Genomic DNA, 17,456 nt, shown 5'->3' with positions numbered 1-17,456 from the left:
TTTCTTTCCCGTTTTTATCTAAATCCAGTCAATTTTAGGCAAATCATAATGCTTGGCAGGGACCTCTGCCAATTCATAAAAATGTTTGAGGAAGGACTCATATTGTTGGGAGGATTTCGTGATCGATGCTATTTTATCCTCCAATTCATTCGACCTCGATTCCGTCGTTTTTGAGAAATACTCTTCCACCGTTTCAAAATAATGTATGGGAAACAGCATCCTCGAATATAACAACCGGGCTGAAAAACTGGAAAAGGGTTCTATGGACTGATATTCGTGAAAGAAATGGCCAATGCCCCGCTGATGGGTATGCACATTTTGAAAATAATGTTCCCTCACCCATTCCGCGACATCCCTGGTTCCGTGGTCGAATACCCAATCGAACGGATTTTTCATCCACTTATTGCTTTTCCAGGTATCATGTAAAAAACGTTCATAACATACCGTTCCGCTATCGACAATTTGCGGGGTATCATCAATTTCCGTGTCGACTAAATATTGAATCGCATTTTCACCTAGGACCATATAATAGGGAAAGGTTTCTATAAATAATTTTTCAAACTGGTTATCAGGATGGGCGTTGAGCTTATCCCGCCAAATCTTTTCTAACTGATCGATCCTTTGTTCCCAGAGTTCTTTCCATTTACCGATCCTTGAACAAGTTCGAATCGTTTCATTAATCGTTCTCCCACGCTGATGGAATCTTGCCAGACGTCTTCCCGGATTGAAATTTCTCGGACCTTCCAATGCCTGATTGGCGAGAAGGATGAATAATTGTTCATCCGCTTCCGAAACATAACTTCCATGATTGGCAAGGACAAAGGCGGATACGTGACGATCACCTTGTGAAATCAGATGTTGAGACATTTTATACCGTTCCACTAATTCCTCCTGCTCCATATTTTCAATGGGAACGATACTGTACACCTTATTTCCTGAGCGGAAGCTTGGAAACCTGACATTGGCTTCTTCAAGCTCCACCTGTATGCCATAATTATTAAAAATGATTTCTTCTATCATGGAATGGCCTCCTTCATCAAATGGATATAATAGAAATATTGGACATCATATACTTATATATATGTGGAATAACCCGTTTTCTGAATGATTATCGAAACCTTATTAGAAATTCCAATCAAAACATCCTCCATAGGTTTTCAGTTTAATCAAATCAAACTACCTGCATTAGAACTATCCCTTTAAAATATAGAGAAATGGGTGATGAAATGGCTAATATTGAACAATCAATGTCAGAAAAGACAGCTCGGAAATGGCTAATTGAACGAGGAGTGAAATTGGAGGATATCGCTGAGCTTGTCATGTATTTACAATCCGGCTACCATGAAAATCTCCAAATGTCCGATTGCCTTCACAATGTCGAACGTGTCCTTTCAAAACGCGAGGTCCAAAATGCCATCCTTACCGGCATACAGTTGGATATTCTGGCTGAGAAAAAACTGCTCGAGGAGCCTCTGCTGAGCATCATTGAAATAGATGAAGGCCTATATGGGGTCGATGAAATATTGGCTTTTTCAATTGTGAATGTTTATGGATCCATCGGCTTTACCAATTATGGTTTCATCGATAAACAAAAGCCGGGTATCTTAAAATATTTAAACGATAAAAGCACAGGTAAGGTGAACACCTTTTTAGATGATATCGTTGGGGCAATTGCCGCTGCCGCTTCAAGCCGGCTTGCCCATAGAACCGAAAATGCGGAATAAACGAATGATATTGACGACATGAAAAAACCAGGGCTGCATTCGCAGACCTGGTTTTTTTCATTCAAAGCGCCATAAGTCAAGGGTGTCCACCACATGCGTAGGCTGCTCCTTATATTGCTTTAAACGTTCTTTTGTCGTTACGCCAGTATGTACAAGCAGTGTATCGATCCCAGCATTAATGCCGGCAAGAATATCCGTATCATAGTTATCCCCAACCATGATTGTCTCTTCTTTAGGAACCCCCAATACTCTTAAGGCTTGCTCCACTATGACGGATTCTGGCTTTCCAATGAAAATCGGCTGTACCTGGGTCGAAACGGAAACAACGGAGGTCAAGGAACCATTCCCAGGCAAAAGGCCTTGCTCGGTAGGAATGGCAATATCACCATTGGTCGAAATGAAAACAGCACCATTTCTTACAGCAAGACAGGCTTTTGACAGCTTTTCATAATTGATGCCGCGGTCGATGCCCATGACCAGATAATCGGGATGCTCTTCCACAAGCTTCATTCCTTTTTCCTTAAGAGCCTCGATTATGCCTTCTTCACCCACCACATAGACCGATGCACCTTTCTTTTGTTCAGCTATGTAATTGGCAGTGGCCATGCTTGTCGTGAAAACCTGGTCATCCTCCGTCGATATGCCGATGCTTCTCAATTTATCCGCTACCTGTGCCGGAGTACGGGATGAATTATTGGTGACGAATAAATAAGGGATATCCCTTTTCCTTAAGTCATTAATAAACCCTGCCGCTTCCGCAATTTGTTCCGTTCCGCGATACATGGTGCCATCTAAGTCAATTAAATATCCTTTATACGACTTCATTTGAAATTCGCCTTCCTAACGCTGCTAGTTTTTAAAAGCTGAAACAGGTCCCAATTCATTCGTTAAATAGTTCCTCACCAAATCAGGGAATTGCTTGAATGCCTCGATATTTTCCGAAAATACGGCATGCAGTTCTTTGTGATTCACTTCAATGAAGTCTTGAACCAGCATTTTCCTTAATGGCAAAACCTTTTTGAATTGCATCGCTTTTTCTTCTGAAATCACTTTTTCATCTTGAAGGATATCGATAATATCCTCATAACTTCCTGGATCACGCATAATGAAACCATCAATTACCGCATTTCCTACATCCAACACGGAATCGATGGAAGTTTGTATAAGCCTTTCAGCGATAAGTTCCGAATGGTTTCCATCCCAATTATCCTGCCCCTCAAAAAGTCCAAGCTGCTTTTCAAGAAAACCTAATATTTGTTCAATCTTTTGGCGGTCTACAAAGTACATTTTTTCCAGATCCTTTCTGATCTAAGATGATATAGGGAATCATTGGTTGAATGAGCGGCATAGTTAAAAACGCTGTACCGAACCAACCTTATTCCTTGATAATACCATAGCTTCTCCCTTACTCTCAATTCCTTCAACCACACATTGCCTATTCTACGCGGGTGCATTTCCAGACGTACACTCCCCGATTCCATTTATATTCTTGCCATTTTCATTTAATCGATGAATGCCATTATTGCTGGAGCGAAGTTCTTCAGCTGAAGCCCGAAAAATGTCTGTTCCCCTATTGAAGTCACTTTGTTATGATGGAACTACAAATGTGAAGATACGAAGGGAATGATATTATGGAAGATCGCTTTTATTTATACAATGACGTCGTTGATTCAAAAACCCGGTTCATAAGCTTCATGGGAGAGGAATCAAGATTCGATCTGGCCATTACGGCAACCGATCGTTTCTATGGAAAGAAGCTTGTTTTAAACATGCAGAGTAACCGTTTCGCGATTATTGGGCCTGATGATTTGGAAGAGGAAGGCTATCTTGAGCATGCCTTTCAATTGTCGGAAGCGGAAGCCGAAGAACTTCGTCACTTTTTAATGGAAATCGTCTGAGTGCTGAAGTTTTTTAGCTTAAACGGGAAACCTACTGAGTGTAAGACCGATTACATGAGGGGGGATTATCTTGGACAAAGAAGAATACCACGATTTTTCCAATGTCGAAAAACAGAGGGATTATTTAATTCCTGAAGAATTTCCCGAAGGACCTTTTGGATCAGCCATAGCAAAAGATGAACCAGTTCAGAATAAAAATACCCCGTGGCAGGAAGGGCAACGATATCAAAGTGCCTTTAATTATGAAAATAAATCGTTACATGAGGGTATGCCTCGACAATATCCTGGGGCACATCCGACACATGATGATTCAGAAAAAGACGAACAGCCTCCATATAAAGGATATGGCAACTCTTAACATGGAAGGCCAGAGTGAATTCTGGCCTTTTTATTTCTTTATTTTCTTCACGACGAAATAAGGACAGCCAAAATTGCAGTATTCATATAGATATTCACTAAGCGTGCTTATTTTCGTATCAAAGGTGGCTTTCTGATTGGAATCATCAAAAAATCCACGCAGCCTCAATTGCCCGTAACCCCAATCGCCCACTATATAATCATACTTCGTTAAAATCTCACTGTATCTGGCTTTAAACGCTTCTTCGTTATAGCCTTCCCTTTCATCCTCAATTATTTCATAGGTCATGTTATTGATGTTAATCATTGTTTTCACCTCTCATATATACATTCCTTCTTTAAATTATAACTGATTCCCCATCAATTACTAAGCGAAAAATAGAGAAATATGTTCATCCTAAAGTTATGGGGGTGTTATTGATGAAAAAAACGATAATAACGATAGGTTTAAGCTCGATTATTGCACTATCCGGATGTGCTGATAAAGAAGAAGACCAGGGGCTAGGTGCAAAAAACAATGCCGGTAACCCAACAAACGTAAATAATCCAACTCAATATTATGACGAGGATTATCGTAATAATGACAATAAAAGTGATGATTTCGGTTTTACCCGCACAAATAGTGCAACCATTGACGGCCGTAACATTTCCAACAAAGCTGCTTCCATTGACCGTGAACAACTTTCTGATGTCATCTCTAAACTGAGTGTTCAGATTCCAAATGTCAATGATGCCGCTACCCTCGTTACTGATGAGGAAGTGCTTGTCGTATATGATACCAATGCAAAGGATCGGACGGAAACCGCAGACCAGGTTAAACGTACTGCCATGTCCGTCGTGCCTCGCTACTATCATGTCTATGTCAGTGATGATTATCAAACCCTTGCCCAAGATGTCGAGAACTTCGCTACAGTGAAATCCGGCAGCAGAGGGATTGACTATACGATTGAACAGACCATCAAAAGAATGCTGAAGTCGCCTCAAGGATACAAAATGAGTGACGGTGAAAATGAAAACGGCGAAATGGTTAACGATAAAAGAGATCATCACGATAACATCCATCAAAAAATGGATAACCGTTGAATACAAAAGGACCGAATTTTTTCGGTCCTTTATTTCACTCTATTTCAATAATTCTTCACCTTTGCTCTGCTTATGTTTTGCCGCAGCATTAACCTGTTCATCCGCATGGTAGGACGAACGGACAAGCGGACCTGATTCACAATGGCTGAATCCTTTTTCCAATGCACGTTCTTTCAGTTCGGCAAATTCTTCAGGCGTGTAGTATTTCAGCACTTTTAAATGCTTTTTAGTCGGCTGCAAATACTGGCCGATCGTCATGATATCCACATTATTGGCCCTTAGGTCATCCATTGTCTCAAGGATTTCCTCACGCGTTTCACCCAGCCCCACCATTAAACTGGACTTTGTCGGTATTTCCGGATACAGTTCCTTGGCTCTTCTTAAAAGCTCCAATGAACGATCATACTTGGCCTGAGCCCGTACACGGTCGGATAAACTTCTGACAGTCTCTATATTATGGTTAAGGATATCCGGTTTAGCATCCATCAAAGTCTTGATATTTTCAAACACCCCGCCCATATCAGACGGCAATACTTCAATTGATGTAAATGGATTTTTGCGACGGATTGCACGGACCGTTTCAGCGAAAACTTCAGCGCCTCCATCCTTTAAATCATCACGGGCAACAGCTGTAATCACGACATGCTTTAAATTCATCAAAACAACGGAATCGGCAACACGCTCCGGTTCAGCCCAATCCAATTCATTCGGACGTCCGGTTGTTACTGCACAAAAACGGCAAGCCCTTGTACAGATTTCACCTAGAATCATGAAAGTAGCCGTCCTTCTCACTGCCCAGCATTCGTGAATATTCGGACATTTTGCCTCTTCACAGACAGTATGAAGATTTTTCTCGCGCATCATATTTTTTAAACCGAGGTAATTTTCGTTAGTATTAAGCTTTATTTTCAACCAATCTGGTTTTCGAAGAATTTCTTTATTTCTAGAAGACATGAAAATGCCACTCCATTCTATAGAAATTAACACACCCTACTTTAACAATAAAAAAGCATTTATACAAGTTATAGTTGGTTTCCCATTATTTATTTTTCATGTTTATTGCCAAATCAGCAAAACTATAAAAGATGGATGGACTGATGTCTTTTAATAACGGAGAATATCATGAAAGGAGCCTGCCCCGTTGAAAAAATTATTCCTTCTAACGATAACTTGTTTGTTTATCTTGGCACCAGGCCAAGTCGCCAATGCTGCCGATACCCCTGATGTTTATGCCGGGAGAATGGCGCTATATAAAAATATGGAGGCTGCCCTCCAAATCCCGTGGTATTACCTTGCTGGAGCAGATCAATATGAGCACAGCCTAAGGGCCGCAAGAAGGGATTTAGAGCCGGCAAAAGGCTTTATAGGCATCCACATCGAGCCTTCAAAGTGGAGCGGGGCTCTCAATCCTGACTTAAACGATGTGAACCCGCTCACGATCACATTTTTTGATGGGTTGGGCCAGGATGGCAATGGTGATGGCAAAGCGGATATTACTAATGATACCGATCGATTGTATGCTTTTTCGAAGCATCTCCAAGCATATGGTGCAGATGAAGATAATATCCGGATCGGCTTGTGGGATTATTATAAACGCGATAAAGCCGTCAGCATCATTATGGGCAATGCCGAGATTTATAAGAAATACGACCGGTTGGATCTACATGAAAAAGCCTTCCCGGTTCCAGTACGGACTCATTATACGTACTTGAATACATGGGGAAGCGCTCGCGGATGGGGCGGAAGGAGAATCCATGAGGGCACTGATATTTTCGCGGATTATAGCCTTCCCGTTCGTTCCACGAGCTATGGAATCATTGAAATGAAAGGCTGGAATAAATTCGGCGGTTGGAGGATCGGGATACGGGATTTAAATAATACCTATCATTACTTTGCCCATTTAAGCGGCTTCGCCAAAGGGTTGAAAGTCGGTCAAATCGTCGAGCCCGGACAAGTCATCGGGGGTGTCGGCAGTACGGGCTACGGTCCTCCAGGAACTTCCGGAAAATTCCCTCCTCATCTTCATTACGGAATGTACAAAGACAACGGAATCACAGAATGGAGCTTTGACCCTTACCCCTATTTAAAATTGTGGGAAAGGAAAGATCTGGCCAAAAAGAAATAGTGAGCGGCGTGAATTTTACGCTGCTTTTTTTTGATTCGAACATAAACCCCTGAACTTGATGCATAGTTATTAGTAAAGGGGGCTAAAGCGTGTTCCGAAAAAGATTTCGAACGAAGAAATTCCAAAAAAAGGGGCCTCTTCCCACCCGAAAAGTATTTCTCTATTCATTTATCCTGTTCATCATATCAAGCATCATGACTCTTTGGTACGTGGACAAATCGATCGAACCCGTGATCATGAGTGTAGCCGAATATGAAATCAAAAGGATTGCAACCGAAACGATTCATGAATCGGTTGATGAGAATATAGCCAAGATTGACATGAACAAAATCATCACCAACACCAAGGGTGGTGAGGACTCCAGTTCTTCCTATAGCTTCAATCCAGTCATATATAGTGAATTGCGGGCTAACATCACGAAGGATATTCAAAAGAAGCTTGGAATCAAACAGGGAAACCCTTTTAAAACAGGTTCAGCCAAAATAAATGATGATCAATATAAAAGTGTGGTGTATTATATACCATTTGGTGTCGTAACCGGGAATAACCTCCTTTCCAATTACGGACCTGAAATCCCAGTGAAAATGTCAGTCATCGGGAATGTTGAATCGGATTTGAGGACAAAACTGACAAACGCAGGCATCAATAATGTTTATTATGAATTGATTGTGGACTTTGATGTCAATATTCAAATCGTCATCCCCTCTTTCACGAAGGAGACCAAGGTAAGCCAGGAAGTGACAGTCGGAAGCCTGCTGATCGAAGGTGATGTTCCAAGTTATTTCAGTAATGGAAACGGCTCGGTTGCACCTGCCATCATGAAGGAAAACAAGGAATGAAAAAGCCAGCTTATCCTTGAGGTTAGGCTGGTTCTTGTATCGAGACATTTCATGATGAGCAAATGCAGGTTTTTATTCAAGTCCACTTCGTAGGGCTCTTTTATCCGCTCTCCATCTTCTTCAAGTATCCTTATCATGGGGCGGTCTCCTATCCCTTCATTTTGAGAGGATACTACCCCTTTCCTCCCATCATTCAATTCGACGGATAGACCATTGGGATAAATGGCAACCGCCCTGCGGAAAGCCTCGGTGATCGCATTGTCGAACTTTTTCCCGACTCCGGCATAAAGGACTTCCAATCCTTGATGCGGCAGCATGGCCTTTCGGTAAACCCGATTGGAAGTAACGGCATCAAACACATCGGCAACGGCAATGATCTTGCCGAAATAGTGGATTTCATCCCCTTTTATCCCACGGGGATATCCAGATCCATCTAACCTTTCATGATGCTGATAGGCACAATTCGCAACTAAAAGTGAAACGGTATGAACATTTTTAATTAGATGAAATCCGTAATCGGCATGTTTTTGGATTTGTTCAAACTCCTTTTCCGTCAGCTTACCGGGTTTACGGAGGACTTCCAAAGGCACGAGCATTTTGCCGACATCATGTAAAATCGCTCCAAGCCCAAGAATTTCGAGATTCTTAACATTGATATTCAATTCCACCCCGATCGCCAAGGTATATTAGGTCACATTGAAGGAATGTGTGAAGATATAGTCATCGTATGTATAAACGTCGGCCAATAAAGTCATTAGCTCTTTATTCCTTTTCAGCTCGCCCATGATGTTCCGGACTATTTGAGTTAATTTGACGTTAGCCTGCTCTATCGTGAATGATCCATCCAGGTTCATTTTACTTTTCATGTCCAGGAAAGTGGTTTCAATCATATTAATGGCTTCTCTTCTATGTTTCCCGGAAACTGGGGGCTTCGGAATAATGTCATCCGTCCTGGAATCTTGAATGTAAACATAGGGAATATTAAGGGAAACCAGTCGATTGATCATCTTCTGCGTTAATCTAAGACCCTCGCACAATAGGATATGGCCCCGATCATTATAAATGTTTTTACCGAGCCTTGCTCCAGGTCTTAGGGACTTTGTAATAGCTTGCCTCATACTTGTACTCCGTTTCCCCATTCAATATTTATAATTAAAACCGATTCTTTCTTTATAAGTTTTATCGGAGCATATTTTTATAAATGAATCTGTTAGAACATATTTATTTATAAAATATTAGCATTTACTTTGATAAAAAAATAAGGCCCCCTTCGGAAGAAAGAAAGCCCACCTTTTCAAATCATTTTGATTAATGCCTCTTTACCAATCATTCCTGGATGTATGCCCTTTTCCACAGCCTCCCAGGTGACTGATTCAAGCGGCGCTTCCAATAACTCTTCAATCGATTTAACTCCTGTGGCCCTCCCTGCAAGGATTTTACGATCTCTCAATTTATCGTTCAGCAGTCCAACATCTAATGCACCGCACATTATATACCCTTTTTCGGACGCGACAGCAAGTAAATTCGTTTTCGGCAGTCGGACAGAAATGGCTAGGAATGTATGATTATCAAGAATTATTGGGATCATGTTAATCAATTTGGTTTCGCCCCTTCCTTCCCCATACTTTATGAAAAAAAGGGCAAAACCGTGATTTTTGAATCAGGGGTTAGTGTATATTTTCTTCAGCTTCCATAAAAGGATATCCCGTAAGAATTCCGGCAGTAAGTATTCCTTGCGATTGGAGCGATGGATACTTGGAAAGAAGTGCCCGAAAGTGAACATATCAGGTATTGCCAATTTATAGGACTTATCCGCCTGCAGTTTCTCTCCTTTTATAAGGATCCCTTTTACGATTCCATTCTCCATTTCGTTAAATTCAATTTGATCATATTGCATGACTCCCATGATTTTTCCGCGGAAACCGAAACCTTTCACCTGAATATGAGGCCACTCTTCATTTCTCGATTGCATCAAGATTTCCTTTAACTCATTCCCATCTACTTCAACGACGCAAGGATTGATGGGATGTGGGCAGATTCTGTGAATATCCCCTTTTGTGACAGGTCCCTTCGGAAGCCCCTCGAGCAGAAGACCTGCATTCAAAAAGGAACAATCCGCCTGACTCCACTCCCTTAGGGCCTCCACAAGGATTTCCGTCAAAGGACTTCGTTTGAACCAATCATTATCCAGTGCCACCGGTAAATCCACAGCAACCTGTTTTAGCGTTTCCCCTCCGGCCTGGTATATTTCTTCAATCCATGACCGTTCATTCTCCAATTCCAAAAAGTCATTGGTATCATAAAGAATGGCCCTCTTCTGGCTAATTTTCTTTTCCTGATTGACGGTCATTTCCACCTGTCCAACAAAAAAACCATATTTCCCTGCCCCGCAAAGGAGTGTGTCATTGATCAATTTACCTTGGTGGAGAATGTGGTGGGTATGCGCGCCAAGTATAATGTCAATCTCCGGAAAGTCCCTTGCCATCCTCTCATCATCATGGATGCCCAGGTGGGAAAGGATGATGATTACATCCGCCTCTGTTTTGACCCTTTCGAGCTGCACCTTTAACTCCATGAATGGTTCCGTTATTTCCCAGCCCATCGCAGAATAAAACTTTTGAAAAAAGGCTGTCAAACCTATCATCGCGATTTTGGTGCCTTTTGCCGTTGTATGTATCCAAAATGGAAGCGCCCATTCCGGCCTTTCATTATCACCGTAATAAATATTGGCTGCCAAGACCTTGAACCTTGCATGATCATATAAGGAGTCCAATGCATCATGAGGTAAAGTGATCCCTTCATTATTGCCGATGGTCACATATTGGTAGCCCGCATCATTAAGCTGTTCAATATTTCCTTTACCCAACGTACCTTCTGTATATGGATGCCAGCGGTCCACATGATCGCCTATATCCAGTATGATCGCTTCTTCTCCCGTTTCTTGATGAAGTTGTCTTCTTTCTTTAAGAAACTTATCAATACGAGGCCAATTCTCAAAATGACTATGGAGATCATTGGTGTGATATAAATGAATGATTTCTGACATCATTTTTCCTCCTCGTTTATCCTGTAATGCCTTGGTATATAAGACGTAAACCAATGATTATCAGCACTATTTTCAACATATTTTCCAGCGACGCACTCTTTAGGCGCGTATTTATGAATGCACCCAATTTAGCACCGAACCACGCACCCGGAATCAGGGCAAAAGCATATGGCCAATTTACATTTCCAAGGGAAATATGCGTAATCGAATTAGTGATGGAAGATAGAAATACCATGAACATCGAAGTCGCTACAGCCATATGCGGAGGGAAGAAGAAAAGAAGCATCATGACGGGTACCATTAAGGCTCCGCCGCCAATTCCAAATAACCCGGAGCTGAATCCCACCACAAAAGAAATCAAAACAGCTAACAGGGGGTGGTAACCATAGGAAAATGAATGTCCATTTTCGGTTTTATACGTTTTCACTATTTTCCCTTTTCCAGGCTTGAAAAGCATGGGCTTCAAACGATTTTTCACTAATAACACGATGGCCATGAAAACCATGAAAATTCCAAAGTACAATGAAAAAGCTTCGGCGTTAAGGTTTTTATTCACATAGGCCCCCATTATTCCACCAGGTGCACTGCCAATAAAAAAGATTAAGCCGGCCTTATAATCCACCACCTTATGCTTTAAATAAGATAGAGTGGAAGATAAGCCGGTAAAAATCATGATTACGGTTGAAACACCAACGGCGACCTGTGGAGTCAGCTCATCGATAATATTTGTAGATGTACCTAAATATAAAAGGGAAGGCACAATGATGATTCCGCCTCCCAGACCGACAAGAGCGCCGATTGATCCCGCTAATAATCCAATACCCACTAATACTAACCATACCATGAAAAAATCCGCCTTTATCTGTTTGTGAGGATATTACCTCTACTAGCTTGTCACATCATCACATTATTCATTATATAATTCCTCTTAAAACAAACCAAGCTGCTTAGGAGCCAGCCCTTCATATTCTATACCAAGCAGCTCAATCATTTGTTTGGCATTATCAGCTGCATCCCCGCCTGAGTTATTATTGAACAGGACATATAACTCCTTGGATTCCTTTTCCAATATCCTGATTTTCTCCACCCATTCAGTCAATTCCTGATGATTATATCGATATAGGTACCTGACCTCACGCCAATTATCCCCCGAAGCAGGCCTTTGCCAACCATGCAGGTTACGGCCATGAAAGCGTACCAGGGTTTTATCTTTATCGGTGGCATGCAGAACGACAGGTATGGATCCCTCACCAGCCTGCGGCTCATCGCATACAGTATGGATCCAGCCTTCCTTTTCGATAAAATCCAAAGTTTGCTGGACTACATTGGGCCTGTACCAGCTTTGATTCCGGAACTCTATGGCAACTGGGATATCGCCCATTTCAGCTTTGCACCATCGCAGGTAATTCACGTTTTCACGTTTACAATCAAACCATGGCGGAAACTGAAATAAGACCATCGCGAGCTTGCCGGACTTCCGATATGCTTCCAGTGAGTCGCAAAACGCCTTGAACATCTCCTTCTTACTTTCAAATGGGATTTCCCCACGTTGATGTCCTGTCATCCCTTGGTAGGCTTTAACGACAAACCGGAATGATGCTGGCGTCTCGGATACCCACTTTTCACTGTTCCTCTTTGGCTGGACTGCATAGAATGAAGCATCCACCTCCACAATGGGAAAATGAGCGCCGTACTCTTTGAGTTTATCACGTTGGGAAACACCTCCATGATATAAACTATCATGATCACCCCAACCGGTCACACCAACATAAATCATCTGCATCATCACTCCTTTGGGACAGGACCATTTCCTGACTTCTTCTTTTATTTTTTTACCCTCATTGAGCCATATCTAATCTTTCGTATAAGGGTGTGGAATATCAAAATATCAAAACAAAAAGCCTGCCAGTCAAACCCGGCAGGCTTTTGTATGAATGATTATTCTAAATCGCCTTACAGGCAGGCCAGTCGGTTATTATCCGATGGAGCCTTCCATTTCGAACTTGATCAGACGGTTCATTTCAACCGCATATTCCATTGGAAGTTCTTTTGTAAATGGTTCAATGAAGCCCATTACGATCATTTCCGTTGCTTCTTGCTCAGAAATTCCGCGGCTCATCAAGTAGAACAATTGTTCTTCAGATACTTTGGAAACCTTCGCTTCGTGTTCAAGGGAAATGTTATCATTCAAGATTTCATTGTAAGGGATCGTATCAGATGTAGACTGATTATCCATGATTAATGTATCACATTCAATGTTGGAACGAGCTCCATCCGCTTTACGTCCAAAATGAACGATACCACGGTATGTTACTTTACCGCCCTGTTTAGAAATTGATTTAGATACAATCGTTGAAGATGTATTTGGCGCTAGGTGAATCATTTTCGCTCCCGCGTCTTGGTGTTGGCCTTTACCTGCAATGGCAATCGATAATGTCATACCGCGAGCGCCTTCACCTTTTAAGATGACAGCAGGATATTTCATTGTCAATTTCGAACCGATGTTACCATCAATCCATTCCATTGTTGCATTAGCGTCACAAACCGCACGTTTCGTAACCAGGTTAAACACGTTGTTTGCCCAGTTTTGGATCGTCGTGTAACGGCAGTAAGCATCTTTCTTGATGACAATCTCAACAACCGCACTATGAAGGGAGTTAGTTGTATAAACAGGAGCTGTACAACCTTCTACATAGTGAACGGATGCGCCTTCATCAACAATGATTAGCGTACGTTCGAATTGCCCCATGTTTTCAGAGTTGATCCGGAAATAAGCTTGAAGCGGAGTATCCACTTTAACGCCTTTTGGTACATAGATGAATGATCCACCTGACCAAACTGCCGAGTTCAATGCAGAAAATTTATTGTCAGTAGGCGGGATCGTTTTCCCGAAATGCTCACGGAAGATATCTTCATTTTCACGAAGTGCTGAGTCCGTATCTTTAAACACGATACCCAAGTCTTCCAATTCTTCTTTCATGCTATGGTAAACCACTTCAGATTCATATTGGGCAGATACACCGGCAAGGTATTTTTGTTCGGCTTCAGGAATTCCCAATTTATCAAAAGTCTGTTTGATTTCATCAGGAACTTCATCCCAAGACTTCTCTGATTTCTCTGATGGCTTAACATAGTATGTGATTTCATCGAAGTTCAGGCTCTGCATGTCGCCGCCCCATTGAGGCATTGGCATGTTGTAAAAATGCTCCAATGATTTCAAACGGAAATCAAGCATCCATTGCGGTTCATCCTTCATTCGAGAAATTTCTTCCACGATTTCTTTTGTCAGACCACGCTTTGAACGGAAGATGGAAACATCTTTATCCGCAAAGCCATATTTATAATCGCCGATATCAGGCATTTTCTTTGCCATAGCTCGTATTCCTCCATTTCAAATGGCTGAATTACAACAGCTCATTTTAATTTAATTATTCCTTCAATCCCTTTTCCATGGCTTTCCAAGCTAGGGTAGCACACTTGATTCGGGCAGGAAATTTAGAAACACCCTGAAGGGCTTCAATATCCCCAAGGTCCATCTCATCGTCGTATTCTTTTCCCTGAATCATTAAGGAAAAAGTCTCGGACATCGCAAGGGCAGTATCAACGTCTTTGCCCTTAATGGCTTGCGTCATCATGGAAGCCGAACTCATCGATATTGAACAACCATCACCATCGAATTTAACATCGCTGACCTTGCCGTCTTCAATCTTCATCGTTAAACGAATCCGATCGCCGCAAGTTGGATTATTCATATCGATTGTCATGCTTCCATCTTCTAGCATGCCCTTATTACGAGGTTTCTTATAGTGATCCATAATGACTTGACGGTAAAGTGTATCAAGGTTATCAAAAGACATTACTGAAATACTCCTTCGTTTTAACAAGCCCGGACACAAGCTTATCAATATCTTCTTCCGTGTTATATAGATAGAAACTTGCTCTTGCTGTCGCTGATACGTCAAGCCATTTCATTAATGGCTGTGCGCAGTGGTGACCGGCACGGACAGCAATTCCATCTGCATCAAGAACGGTTGCGACATCATGTGGATGTACGTCATCAATATTAAAGGTTATTACACCAGCACGCTTTTCTGCATCTTTTGGACCGTAAATGGTCAGCCCTTCAACTGCTGACATTTTCTCCATTGCATAAGCGGCGAGCTTATGTTCATGCCGTTCAATATTATCCAAACCGATTTCCTCCAAGAAATCAATGGCAGCCCCCATGCCGATGGCGCCGGCGATGATTGGGGTACCGCCTTCGAATTTCCACGGGAGTTCTTTCCATGTAGACTCATACAAACCTACAAAATCAATCATCTCTCCGCCGAATTCGATCGGTTCCATTTTTTCCAGAAGATCTTTCTTGCCATATAATGCGCCGATGCCTGTTGGACCGACCATTTTATGACCTGAGAAGGCAAAGAAATCACAATCCAAATCACGGACATCCACTTTTAGATGCGGCGTGCTTTGTGCCCCGTCGACTACCATTACAGCATTGTGATCATGGGCAATTTGGGCGATTTCCTTCACAGGATTGATAACGCCAAGCACATTCGAAACCTGCATGATGGACACGATTTTCGTTGCTTCCGTAATTGTAGCCCTCGCATCGTCAACGGAAATCGTGCCATCCTCCTGAAGCGGAATATACTTCAATACAGCGCCTTTTTCTTTGGCAAGCTGCTGCCACGGAATGATATTACTGTGATGCTCCATGTAAGAGATGACGATTTCGTCACCCTCTTTAATATTTGCACCACCGTAACTTCTTGCTACAGTATTTAAAGCAGTCGTTGTGCCTCTGGTAAAGATGATTTCTTCTGTAGAAGAAGCATTAATGAATTTACGTACCTTTTCACGAGCACCTTCATACGCATCCGTAGCTTTTGTTCCTAGTGTATGCACCCCGCGGTGAACATTCGAGTTATAGCCGCGGTAATATTGCTCAATCGCTTCAATCACTGCAGCCGGTTTTTGAGAGGTTGCAGCACTATCTAAATAAACTAATGGCTGACCATTGACTTCTTGATCTAATATTGGAAAAAGCTTACGAATTTCGTATGGGTTCATTACTGTACTTTCCTTTCAATGACCGCTACTAATTGTTTTTTGACTCCCTCAATTGGAAGCTCGTTAACAACAGGGGCCAAGAATCCGTGAATGACAAGTCTTTCTGCTTCTTTCTTTGTAATACCACGGCTCATTAAATAATACAGTTGAAGCGGGTCGACACGGCCGACTGAAGCAGCATGACCAGCCGTTACATCATCTTCATCGATCAAGAGGATCGGATTGGCGTCTCCGCGTGCTTTTTCACTTAACATCAACACACGTGACTCTTGTTCAGCATTGGCCTTTGTAGCACCATACTCTATTTTCCCAATTCCATTAAAAATGGAGGATGCGGATTCTTTCATGACACCGTGCTTAAGGATATAACCCTCAGAGCGTTTGCCATAATGAATGATGGCTGTCGTGAAGTTCTGCTTTTGTTCCCCGCGCCCGACTACAACGGTTTTTGTATCACCGTGGGAGCCATCGCCCATTAGATATGTTGTATTATCCGAAATCGTATTTCCGTCGTTCATCAGGCCAAGCGCCCACTCAATACGTGCGTCACGTCCTGCCACTCCACGGCGGTTAACATATGTCGTGAAGCCTTTTGAAAGGGTATCGACCGCACCATATTGGACTTTGGCATTCGCATTTGCAAATACTTCGGTTACGATGTTGGCAACACCTTCGTTAGACTCAACGGTTGAGAAATAGTTCTCTACATATGTGACAGAGCTATTATCTTCAGCTACGATCAAGACATGGTTGAAAAGTGTAGTATCCGGATTATCCAAAAGGAATACCGATTGAATCGGCTCTTTGATTTCTACATTTTTCGGAACATAAAGGAATGCTCCCCCATTAACCAATGCAGCATGAAGCGCTGTTAAACGATGCTCATCTATTTTAACGCCGTCTTTCATGAAATATTTTTGTACGAGCTCAGCATGATCGCGGGCCGCCGATAAAATATCCGTAAAAATGACGCCTTGTTCTTTCACATTAGCTGACAGATTGATATGTGCCGGCGTATTATTGCGTTGGATGTATAAGTTTTCATTTTCTTCAATGATGGACTTAATTTCTTCCGGAAGCTCCTCTAAAGAGGCAAAAGCTTCACTCTCAACCGTATGAGTTTGGAAAGAAGTGAAATTCCATTTATCGATTTTCGTTTTATCCGGCTTTGGCATCGGGAGCTTTTCTAATTCAGAAAACGCTTGAATCCGAAGCTCGGATAGCCAAGCTGGATCATTATTTTTAGTTGAATAGGAGCTTATATCCTCTTGTTCAAACGGTAATTTCGTTTCTGTAGTCATTGCAAAT

The 17,456-nt window shown here is 42.1% G+C and carries 21 protein-coding genes; 6 read left to right on the top strand and 15 right to left on the bottom strand.

Features of this window, described 5'->3' with window-relative positions; translation table 11 throughout:
- Window positions 1-18: 18 nt before the first annotated feature.
- Complete coding sequence (gene yutH / locus A6755_RS03300; RefSeq protein WP_063589766.1) at window positions 19-1,020, bottom strand: spore coat putative kinase YutH; 1,002 nt, start codon at window positions 1,018-1,020, stop codon at window positions 19-21.
- 206 nt (window positions 1,021-1,226) lie between these two features.
- Between yutH and A6755_RS03295 the strand changes: the two genes are divergently transcribed.
- Window positions 1,227-1,724, top strand: coding sequence for a phosphatidylglycerophosphatase A family protein (locus tag A6755_RS03295; RefSeq protein ID WP_034311650.1), 498 nt, complete (start codon window positions 1,227-1,229; stop codon window positions 1,722-1,724).
- Window positions 1,725-1,781: 57 nt separating this feature from the next.
- Here the strand turns inward: A6755_RS03295 and A6755_RS03290 are convergent, their stop codons facing one another.
- Together A6755_RS03290 and A6755_RS03285 are read right to left on the bottom strand one after the other, a co-directional pair.
- On the bottom strand, window positions 1,782-2,549 hold the full coding sequence (locus tag A6755_RS03290; RefSeq protein WP_034310188.1) for a TIGR01457 family HAD-type hydrolase: 768 nt from the start codon (window positions 2,547-2,549) through the stop codon (window positions 1,782-1,784).
- 24 nt (window positions 2,550-2,573) lie between these two features.
- Complete coding sequence (locus A6755_RS03285; RefSeq protein WP_063589765.1) at window positions 2,574-3,011, bottom strand: DUF86 domain-containing protein; 438 nt, start codon at window positions 3,009-3,011, stop codon at window positions 2,574-2,576.
- Between the two features lie 344 nt (window positions 3,012-3,355).
- Between A6755_RS03285 and A6755_RS03280 the strand changes: the two genes are divergently transcribed.
- Window positions 3,356-3,622, top strand: coding sequence for a DUF3055 domain-containing protein (locus tag A6755_RS03280; protein WP_034310182.1), 267 nt, complete (start codon window positions 3,356-3,358; stop codon window positions 3,620-3,622).
- A gap of 70 nt (window positions 3,623-3,692) precedes the next feature.
- Window positions 3,693-3,980, top strand: a complete 288-nt coding sequence (locus A6755_RS03275) for a cytosolic protein (RefSeq protein WP_170946935.1) — start codon at window positions 3,693-3,695, stop codon at window positions 3,978-3,980.
- Between the two features lie 30 nt (window positions 3,981-4,010).
- On the opposite strand, the gene A6755_RS03270 is transcribed toward A6755_RS03275, so the two are convergent.
- On the bottom strand, window positions 4,011-4,286 hold the full coding sequence (locus A6755_RS03270) for a YutD family protein (RefSeq protein WP_034310177.1): 276 nt from the start codon (window positions 4,284-4,286) through the stop codon (window positions 4,011-4,013).
- A gap of 113 nt (window positions 4,287-4,399) precedes the next feature.
- On the opposite strand from A6755_RS03270, the gene A6755_RS03265 reads away from it, so the two are divergent.
- Window positions 4,400-5,062, top strand: a complete 663-nt coding sequence (locus tag A6755_RS03265; RefSeq protein ID WP_034310174.1) for a YhcN/YlaJ family sporulation lipoprotein — start codon at window positions 4,400-4,402, stop codon at window positions 5,060-5,062.
- Window positions 5,063-5,101: 39 nt separating this feature from the next.
- On the opposite strand, the gene lipA is transcribed toward A6755_RS03265, so the two are convergent.
- A complete protein-coding gene (lipA, locus tag A6755_RS03260) occupies window positions 5,102-6,016 on the bottom strand; it encodes a lipoyl synthase (RefSeq protein WP_034310172.1) in 915 nt (304 codons plus the stop codon).
- Window positions 6,017-6,203: 187 nt separating this feature from the next.
- Between lipA and A6755_RS03255 the strand changes: the two genes are divergently transcribed.
- Both A6755_RS03255 and yunB read left to right on the top strand, forming a co-directional pair.
- The gene (locus tag A6755_RS03255) at window positions 6,204-7,187 is read left to right on the top strand and encodes a M23 family metallopeptidase (RefSeq protein WP_034310168.1); all 984 of its coding nucleotides are present in this window, start codon (window positions 6,204-6,206) and stop codon (window positions 7,185-7,187) included.
- Between the two features lie 89 nt (window positions 7,188-7,276).
- Window positions 7,277-8,026, top strand: coding sequence for a sporulation protein YunB (yunB, locus tag A6755_RS03250; RefSeq protein WP_063589764.1), 750 nt, complete (start codon window positions 7,277-7,279; stop codon window positions 8,024-8,026).
- On the opposite strand, the gene A6755_RS28075 is transcribed toward yunB, so the two are convergent.
- The 10 genes from A6755_RS28075 to sufD form a co-directional block, all read right to left on the bottom strand.
- Window positions 7,966-8,694, bottom strand: coding sequence for an HD-GYP domain-containing protein (locus A6755_RS28075; RefSeq protein WP_343929583.1), 729 nt, complete (start codon window positions 8,692-8,694; stop codon window positions 7,966-7,968). The genes yunB and A6755_RS28075 overlap by 61 nt on opposite strands.
- Before the next feature lie 18 nt (window positions 8,695-8,712).
- Entirely contained in the window at window positions 8,713-9,144 is a 432-nt protein-coding gene (locus A6755_RS28070) for a hypothetical protein (RefSeq protein ID WP_063589762.1), read from the bottom strand.
- A gap of 176 nt (window positions 9,145-9,320) precedes the next feature.
- On the bottom strand, window positions 9,321-9,623 hold the full coding sequence (locus A6755_RS03235; RefSeq protein WP_034310161.1) for a YunC family protein: 303 nt from the start codon (window positions 9,621-9,623) through the stop codon (window positions 9,321-9,323).
- Between the two features lie 63 nt (window positions 9,624-9,686).
- Complete coding sequence (locus A6755_RS03230) at window positions 9,687-11,072, bottom strand: bifunctional metallophosphatase/5'-nucleotidase (protein ID WP_063589761.1); 1,386 nt, start codon at window positions 11,070-11,072, stop codon at window positions 9,687-9,689.
- A 16-nt stretch (window positions 11,073-11,088) separates the two neighbouring features.
- Window positions 11,089-11,916 (bottom strand): sulfite exporter TauE/SafE family protein, encoded by an 828-nt coding sequence (locus A6755_RS03225; RefSeq protein WP_048688231.1) that lies wholly within the window; start codon window positions 11,914-11,916, stop codon window positions 11,089-11,091.
- Between the two features lie 84 nt (window positions 11,917-12,000).
- The gene (locus A6755_RS03220; protein ID WP_053536752.1) at window positions 12,001-12,849 is read right to left on the bottom strand and encodes a DUF72 domain-containing protein; all 849 of its coding nucleotides are present in this window, start codon (window positions 12,847-12,849) and stop codon (window positions 12,001-12,003) included.
- 198 nt (window positions 12,850-13,047) lie between these two features.
- Window positions 13,048-14,445: a Fe-S cluster assembly protein SufB gene (gene sufB / locus A6755_RS03215; protein WP_034310152.1), complete on the bottom strand. Its 1,398-nt coding sequence runs from the start codon at window positions 14,443-14,445 to the stop codon at window positions 13,048-13,050.
- A gap of 55 nt (window positions 14,446-14,500) precedes the next feature.
- Window positions 14,501-14,929: a Fe-S cluster assembly sulfur transfer protein SufU gene (gene sufU, locus A6755_RS03210; protein WP_034310148.1), complete on the bottom strand. Its 429-nt coding sequence runs from the start codon at window positions 14,927-14,929 to the stop codon at window positions 14,501-14,503.
- The gene (locus A6755_RS03205) at window positions 14,919-16,148 is read right to left on the bottom strand and encodes a cysteine desulfurase (protein ID WP_048688225.1); all 1,230 of its coding nucleotides are present in this window, start codon (window positions 16,146-16,148) and stop codon (window positions 14,919-14,921) included. Before A6755_RS03205 ends, sufU begins: the two co-directional genes overlap by 11 nt.
- The gene (gene sufD, locus A6755_RS03200) at window positions 16,148-17,449 is read right to left on the bottom strand and encodes a Fe-S cluster assembly protein SufD (protein ID WP_034310144.1); all 1,302 of its coding nucleotides are present in this window, start codon (window positions 17,447-17,449) and stop codon (window positions 16,148-16,150) included. The genes A6755_RS03205 and sufD overlap by 1 nt, the downstream gene beginning before the upstream one ends.
- Between the last annotated feature and the right edge of the window lie 7 nt (window positions 17,450-17,456).

It is taken from the genome of Peribacillus frigoritolerans, from assembly GCF_001636405.1.
GTDB classification, from domain to species: domain Bacteria; phylum Bacillota; class Bacilli; order Bacillales; family DSM-1321; genus Peribacillus; species Peribacillus frigoritolerans.
The sequence above is the reverse complement of the archived record's forward strand: the minus strand, read 5'-3'. Positions and strand labels throughout refer to the sequence as shown.

Bases quoted from the DNA above. Each gene is read 5' to 3' on its own strand.
- yutH (WP_063589766.1), bottom strand. From the start codon at position 1,020: ATGATAGAAGAAATCATTTTTAATAATTATGGCATACAGGTGGAGCTT.
- A6755_RS03295 (WP_034311650.1), top strand. From the start codon at position 1,227: ATGGCTAATATTGAACAATCAATGTCAGAAAAGACAGCTCGGAAATGG.
- A6755_RS03290 (WP_034310188.1), bottom strand. From the start codon at position 2,549: ATGAAGTCGTATAAAGGATATTTAATTGACTTAGATGGCACCATGTAT.
- A6755_RS03285 (WP_063589765.1), bottom strand. From the start codon at position 3,011: ATGTACTTTGTAGACCGCCAAAAGATTGAACAAATATTAGGTTTTCTT.
- A6755_RS03280 (WP_034310182.1), top strand. From the start codon at position 3,356: ATGGAAGATCGCTTTTATTTATACAATGACGTCGTTGATTCAAAAACC.
- A6755_RS03270 (WP_034310177.1), bottom strand. From the start codon at position 4,286: ATGATTAACATCAATAACATGACCTATGAAATAATTGAGGATGAAAGG.
- A6755_RS03265 (WP_034310174.1), top strand. From the start codon at position 4,400: ATGAAAAAAACGATAATAACGATAGGTTTAAGCTCGATTATTGCACTA.
- lipA (WP_034310172.1), bottom strand. From the start codon at position 6,016: ATGTCTTCTAGAAATAAAGAAATTCTTCGAAAACCAGATTGGTTGAAA.
- A6755_RS28070 (WP_063589762.1), bottom strand. From the start codon at position 9,144: ATGAGGCAAGCTATTACAAAGTCCCTAAGACCTGGAGCAAGGCTCGGT.
- A6755_RS03230 (WP_063589761.1), bottom strand. From the start codon at position 11,072: ATGTCAGAAATCATTCATTTATATCACACCAATGATCTCCATAGTCAT.
- A6755_RS03225 (WP_048688231.1), bottom strand. From the start codon at position 11,916: ATGGTATGGTTAGTATTAGTGGGTATTGGATTATTAGCGGGATCAATC.
- A6755_RS03220 (WP_053536752.1), bottom strand. From the start codon at position 12,849: ATGATTTATGTTGGTGTGACCGGTTGGGGTGATCATGATAGTTTATAT.
- sufB (WP_034310152.1), bottom strand. From the start codon at position 14,445: ATGGCAAAGAAAATGCCTGATATCGGCGATTATAAATATGGCTTTGCG.
- sufU (WP_034310148.1), bottom strand. From the start codon at position 14,929: ATGTCTTTTGATAACCTTGATACACTTTACCGTCAAGTCATTATGGAT.
- A6755_RS03205 (WP_048688225.1), bottom strand. From the start codon at position 16,148: ATGAACCCATACGAAATTCGTAAGCTTTTTCCAATATTAGATCAAGAA.
- sufD (WP_034310144.1), bottom strand. From the start codon at position 17,449: ATGACTACAGAAACGAAATTACCGTTTGAACAAGAGGATATAAGCTCC.